General features: G+C 65.4%; 7 protein-coding genes. All 7 read left to right on the top strand.

Annotated features, from left to right (window positions below):
* A partial coding sequence (gene rimI, locus MOV75_RS24915) for a ribosomal protein S18-alanine N-acetyltransferase (protein WP_246930129.1) occupies positions 1 to 439 on the top strand: 439 nt, incomplete at its 5' end.
* A 38-nt stretch (positions 440 to 477) separates the two neighbouring features.
* A complete protein-coding gene (locus tag MOV75_RS24910; RefSeq protein ID WP_246930131.1) occupies positions 478 to 933 on the top strand; it encodes a Fur family transcriptional regulator in 456 nt (151 codons plus the stop codon).
* Between the two features lie 4 nt (positions 934 to 937).
* Positions 938 to 1,618: an HAD family phosphatase gene (locus tag MOV75_RS24905; RefSeq protein WP_246930133.1), complete on the top strand. Its 681-nt coding sequence runs from the start codon at positions 938 to 940 to the stop codon at positions 1,616 to 1,618.
* 189 nt (positions 1,619 to 1,807) lie between these two features.
* The gene (miaB, locus tag MOV75_RS24900; protein ID WP_246930136.1) at positions 1,808 to 3,202 is read left to right on the top strand and encodes a tRNA (N6-isopentenyl adenosine(37)-C2)-methylthiotransferase MiaB; all 1,395 of its coding nucleotides are present in this window, start codon (positions 1,808 to 1,810) and stop codon (positions 3,200 to 3,202) included.
* 64 nt (positions 3,203 to 3,266) lie between these two features.
* Positions 3,267 to 4,262 carry a PhoH family protein gene (locus MOV75_RS24895; RefSeq protein WP_246930139.1) on the top strand — a complete coding sequence of 332 codons (996 nt, stop codon included), beginning with the start codon at positions 3,267 to 3,269 and terminating at the stop codon, positions 4,260 to 4,262.
* A 59-nt stretch (positions 4,263 to 4,321) separates the two neighbouring features.
* Complete coding sequence (gene ybeY / locus MOV75_RS24890) at positions 4,322 to 4,831, top strand: rRNA maturation RNase YbeY (RefSeq protein ID WP_246930141.1); 510 nt, start codon at positions 4,322 to 4,324, stop codon at positions 4,829 to 4,831.
* Position 4,832: 1 nt separating this feature from the next.
* Positions 4,833 to 5,837 (top strand): hemolysin family protein (locus tag MOV75_RS24885; protein WP_247006773.1); only part of this gene is annotated, 1,005 nt, incomplete at its 3' end.

Genomic DNA, 5,837 nt, shown 5'->3' with positions numbered 1-5,837 from the left:
CGAGCCTGCGTCCGCGCGCGATGCCGCGCGGCTGGCGCAGCTTCATGGCGCCTCTTTCGCACGCGGCTGGGGCGAAGGCGAATTCGAGAGCATGGTCAGCGAGCGCAATACGCTGGTGCATCGCTTGCGCCTCGGGCGCAAGACCATCGGATTCGCGGTGTCGCGGATCGGCGCGGACGAGGCGGAAATCCTTTCGATCGCGGTGGACGAGGCCTATCGCGGCCGCGGCCTCTCCCGCGCGCTGCTGATGACCCATCTCGGCCACCTCGCAGGGCGCGGCGTGCGCACAATATTTCTCGAAGTTGAGGAAAACAACCAGCCGGCGCGGCGGCTCTACGACGGGTGCGGATTCATGGTGGTCGGGCGCCGCGAACGCTACTATAAGCAGCCGAACGGGGAACAATTGAACGCCCTTCTGATGCGACGTGACTTGTCGTAACATCGGTGGCAGAAAGCGCCCCGCCAGGCAGACAAACCATGACCGTACTGAAACCTTCTTCCGCATCCAAGGCGTCCGGCATCGAGGCGCGCTGTGCCGCCACCGGCATGCGCATGACCGAGCAGCGCCGCGTCATCGCCCGCGTGCTCGCGGAGGCGATCGATCATCCCGATGTCGAGGAACTGTACCGGCGCTGCGTCGCCGTCGACGACAAGATCTCGATCTCGACCGTGTACCGTACCGTCAAGCTGTTCGAGGACGCCGGCATCATCGAACGCCATGATTTCCGCGAGGGCCGCGCGCGCTACGAGCAGATGCGCGACAGCCATCACGACCACCTCATCAACCTGCGCGACGGCAAGGTGATCGAGTTCACCTCCGAAGAGATCGAGAAACTCCAGGCCGAGATCGCTCGCAAGCTTGGCTACAAGCTGGTGGATCACCGCCTCGAACTCTATTGCGTCCCGCTCGACGACGACAAGCCGACGTCCTAGTCGAGTGCCCATCGACCTCATCATCTTCGATTGCGACGGTGTGCTCGTGGACAGCGAGGTCATTTCCTGTCGCGCGCATGCGGATGTGCTGACGAAGCACGGATATCCGATCACGTCGGAGCAGGTGTTCGCGCGCTTCCTCGGCCGCTCGACGCGGCAGGCCAATCTCGAGATCGAATCCGAGCTCGGCCGCAAGTTGCCCGAAGCCTATCACGGCGAGTTGCAGGACGAGCTGTTTCGCTCGTTCGAGGCCGACCTCGAAGCGATCCGCGGCATTCATGACGTGCTCGATGTGGTGCCTCAACGCGTCTGCGTCGCCTCGAGCGGCTCGCATCAGCGCATGCGCGTCAGCCTGGGGAGCACCGGGCTCTACGAGCGCCTCACGCCGAATATCTTCTCGGCCTCGCAGGTGACGAACGGCAAGCCGGCACCGGACCTGTTCCTGTTCGCGGCGAACGAGATGGGCGTGCCGCCCCAGCGCTGCGTCGTGATCGAGGACAGCCTGGCCGGGATTACCGGCGCGCGGGCGGCGGGAATGACCGTATTCGGCTTTTACGGGGGCAGCCATTGCCGCGACGGCTATGCCGAGACGCTGCGCGAGGCCGGCGCCGATCTGCTCTTTGCCGACATGCATCAGCTGCCGGAGCTGGTCCGGCGGGTCGAGGCGGACGCTTTGGCGGGCTGATTTCGGCTGATTGCCGTCATTACGGGGCACGCCCACAGCGCGTGAACCCGGAATCCAGGGGTTTTGGCACGAGAATCCGGGTTCGCGCTACGCGCGCCCCGGAATGACGATCCAAATACCTCCATTCGCTGGATTTTCGCGCCTCCAGCCTATATCTGAGGGCCGTCCTCCACCTCAATTCCGGGTTCCATGACGCCGCCGCGCAAGCTGCACATCAAATCATATGGCTGCCAGATGAACGTCTACGATGCCCAGCGCATGGTGGACACGCTGGCTCCGGAAGGATTCGTGGAGACGGCCAGTGCCGAGGAGGCCGACCTCGTCATCCTCAATACCTGCCATATCCGCGAGAAGGCCTCGGAAAAGGTCTATTCCGAGCTCGGCCGCCTGCGCGTCGCCAAGGACGAGGCTGCACGCGGGGGCCGCACCATGCAGATCGCGGTTGCAGGCTGCGTGGCGCAGGCTGAAGGCGAGGAAATCGTGCGTCGCGCGCCTGCCGTGGACGTCGTGGTGGGACCGCAGAGCTATCATCATCTGCCCGAGCTGTTGAAGCGCGCCGGCGACGAAGGCCGCGCGATCGAGACCGAGTTTCCGGCCGAGGACAAGTTCGGCTTCCTGGCCCAGCCCAAGCCCGCAGCGATCCGCGCGCGCGGCATTTCCGCTTTCGTCACGGTGCAGGAAGGTTGCGACAAGTTCTGCACCTTCTGCGTCGTGCCCTACACGCGCGGCGCCGAAGTCTCGCGCCCGGTCGCGAAGATCGTCGATGACGTGAAGCGGCTGGCCGACAACGGCGTGCGCGAGCTCACGCTGATTGGGCAGAACGTCAACGCCTATCATGGCGAGGGACCGGACGGGAAAGTCTGGCCGCTCGGCAGACTGCTCGAGCATCTGGCGACGATTCCCGGCATTGCGCGGCTGCGCTATTCGACCAGCCATCCCCGCGACGTCGACGACAGCCTGATTGCAGCCCATCGCAATCTCGGTGCCCTGATGCCGTTCGTGCACCTGCCGGTGCAATCGGGCTCGGACCGCATTCTGGCGGCCATGAACCGGAAACATACCGCCGATGATTATCGGCGGGTCATCGACCGTTTCCGCGCCGCGCGCCAAGACATTGCTTTTTCATCGGATTTCATCGTCGGCTTCCCCGGGGAAAGCGAGCAAGATTTTCTCGCCACCCTCGCGCTTGTCACGCAAATCGGCTACGCTGCGGCTTATTCGTTCAAATACTCCGCCCGGCCGGGAACGCCGGCCGCGGACATGCAGGAGACGGTGTCCCCCGCCGAGATGGACCAGCGATTGGAGCGGCTCCAGGAACTGATCGACAGCCAGCAGTCGGCCTTCAACAAGGCTGCGATTGGCTCAACGGTCGACGTGCTGTTCGAACGTCCGGCGCGCAAGGACGGCCAGATCGTCGGCCGCACCGCATTCCTCCAGCCCGCTCACGTGATGGCCTCGCCCGACATCATCGGACAGATCCTGCCTGTCAGGATCGACAGCCTCGAGCGCTACAGTTTCCTCGGCGAGCTCGCCGCACTACGCACCGCGCGTGAGCCCGCTTTATCGCAAGCCAGTGGAGCCTGAACCCTTGCCAAAAAGCGCATCGGATTCGTCTTCTATCGCTCCCAGCCGCAAATTTGACCGCGACATGCAAGTTCCGCCCGAGACCCAGGTCGTCATCGACTTCGACGACAACCGCGCCGCTTCGGCGCTGGTCGGCCCCTACGGCCAGCATCTCGCGCAGATCGAGCGGCGGCTCGGGGTCGTCGTCGATTCCAAGGGCAATCACATCACGATCGGCGGCACGCGCGACGGCTGCGACGCCGCACGCCGCGTGCTGGAGATGCTCTACGCGCAGGCCGTGAAGGGACAGGATCTCGACCAGGGCGAGGTCGAAGGCGCGATCCGGGCCGTCATTGCCCAGGGCTCGCTGTTCGAGTTCGACGCCAAATCGGCCAAATCGGCCTTCGACAGCATCAATCTGCGCAAGCGCCCGGTGCGCGCCCGCACCGCTGCCCAGGACTCCTACATCCGCGCGCTGAAGCGCCACGAGCTGGTGTTCGGCATCGGCCCTGCCGGCACCGGCAAGACCTGGCTCGCGGTTGCGCACGCCGCGCAGCTATTCGAGCGCAAGGAGGTCGACAAGATCATCCTGTCGCGTCCGGCGGTGGAAGCCGGCGAGCGGCTCGGCTTCCTGCCCGGCGATCTCCGCGAAAAGGTCGATCCTTATCTCCGCCCGATCTACGACGCGCTCTACGACCTCATGGATGCGCGCATCGTCGAGCGCGCGCTCCAGACCGGCGAGATCGAGATCGCGCCGCTCGCCTTCATGCGCGGCCGCACCCTCACCAACGCCGCAATCATCCTGGACGAGGCGCAGAACACCACGTCGATGCAGATGAAGATGTTCCTCACGCGCCTCGGCGAGAACAGCCGCATGATCGTGACCGGCGATCCCTCGCAGATCGACCTGCCGAACGGCCAGACCTCGGGCCTGGCCGAAGCGACCCGCCTCCTGGGCGGCGTCGAGGGCATTGCTCAAGTTCATTTCAAAGCCGAGGACGTGATCCGCCACGAACTCGTGGCGCGGATCGTCGCCGCCTACGAAGGTTCGCCGCAGCGGCCGGCCGCCGGCCAATCCTGACGAGGCAACAGTCGGACCAGAGGGCGCGGATACGGGCCCTTTTCGTCCCAGACAACAAAATGTCCCATCCCAACCTTCCCATGACCGAGGTCCTCGTCGTCGCCGATTGCTGGCAGAGCGAGCCCGATTCCGAAGCCGTGATCCAGCGCGCGGTTGCGGCCGCCGCCGAGAGTGTCGACGAAGACGTTGCCGACGCGGAAGTGGCCGTGATGCTGACCGATGATGCCGGCATCCGCACCCTCAACAGCAACTGGCGCGGCATCGACAAGCCGACCAACGTGCTGTCGTTTCCCGCGCTCCAGCCGGAGGGCGAGTGGAAGCCGGGTGATGCGCCGCGCATGCTCGGCGATATCGCGATCGCCTACGAGACCATGCGGCGCGAAGCGGACGAGGAACAAAAGCCGTTCGACCACCATTTGAGCCATCTCGCCGTGCACGGCTTCCTTCACCTGATCGGCTACGACCACGAGAACGAAGGCGACGCCGAGGAGATGGAAGCGCTGGAGACGCAGATCCTGGCTCACCTTGGAATTCCCGATCCCTATGCAGAGCGCGCAGGGACGCACTGAGATGCCGGATTCCGACCCGATCCAGGACAACCCGCGCCACACGGCCAATCTTCCCGCCGTGGTGACGCAAGGCGAAGTGATGCGCCCGACTGCGGAAGGATGGCTGCTGCGCGCCATCCGGACGCTGTTCGGCTGGAAGGCGGGATCGGTGCGCGACGACCTCCAGGTCGTGCTCGATGCGACGACGCCTGGCGACTCCGGCTTCTCCGCGGTCGAGCGCACCATGCTGCGCAACATCCTCGGACTGCACGAGCGCCGCATCGCCGACGTCATGGTCCATCGCGCCGACATCATCGCAGTGAAGCGCGACATCCCGCTCGGCGAGTTGATGGACCGCTTCGAAAGCGCCGGCCATTCGCGCCTCGTGGTCTACAACGAAACGCTCGACGATCCCGTGGGCATCGTCCACATCCGCGACCTGCTCGCCTTCATGACCGCGCGTGCCCGCGTGTCGGAAGCCACCAAGACCAAGCGCAAGAAGGCGCTCCCGGCCGGGCTCGACCTCCGCGCCGTCGATCTCGCGCTGCCGCTCGAGGATGCGCGCATCATCCGCAAGCTGCTCTACGTGCCGCCGTCGATGCGGGCGATCGACCTGCTCGCGCAGATGCAGGCCACGCGCATCCATCTGGCGCTGGTGGTCGACGAATATGGCGGCAGCGACGGGCTGGTCTCGATCGAGGACATCGTCGAGCAGATCGTCGGCGAGATCGACGACGAGCACGACAGCGACGAGCCGCCCTCGATCGTGCGCCTGCCCGACAACGCCTTCATCGCCGACGCTCGCGCCAGCCTCGACGACGTCCGCTCGGTGATCGGCGAGGATTTCGTCACCGGCGAAGCCGGCGAGGAGGTGGAGACGCTGGGCGGCTATCTCGTCAGCTTCGTCGGGCGCCTGCCGGTGCGCGGCGAGGTGATCTCGGGCCCCGGCAATTACGAGGTCGAGGTGCTCGATGCCGATCCGCGCCGCGTCAAGCGGCTGCGCATCTCGACGCGCAAAGAGCGTACC

This window comes from Bradyrhizobium sp. PRIMUS42 (assembly GCF_023006515.1).
GTDB lineage: Bacteria > Pseudomonadota > Alphaproteobacteria > Rhizobiales > Xanthobacteraceae > Bradyrhizobium.
Note: the sequence above shows the minus strand (reverse complement) of the source record. Positions and strands in the feature narration are given on the sequence as shown.

Excerpts from the sequence above, each read along its gene's own strand:
- ybeY (WP_246930141.1), top strand. The coding sequence starts at position 4,322 with ATGTCCCATCCCAACCTTCCCATGACCGAGGTCCTCGTCGTCGCCGAT.
- miaB (WP_246930136.1), top strand. The coding sequence starts at position 1,808 with ATGACGCCGCCGCGCAAGCTGCACATCAAATCATATGGCTGCCAGATG.
- MOV75_RS24895 (WP_246930139.1), top strand. The coding sequence starts at position 3,267 with ATGCAAGTTCCGCCCGAGACCCAGGTCGTCATCGACTTCGACGACAAC.
- MOV75_RS24910 (WP_246930131.1), top strand. The coding sequence starts at position 478 with ATGACCGTACTGAAACCTTCTTCCGCATCCAAGGCGTCCGGCATCGAG.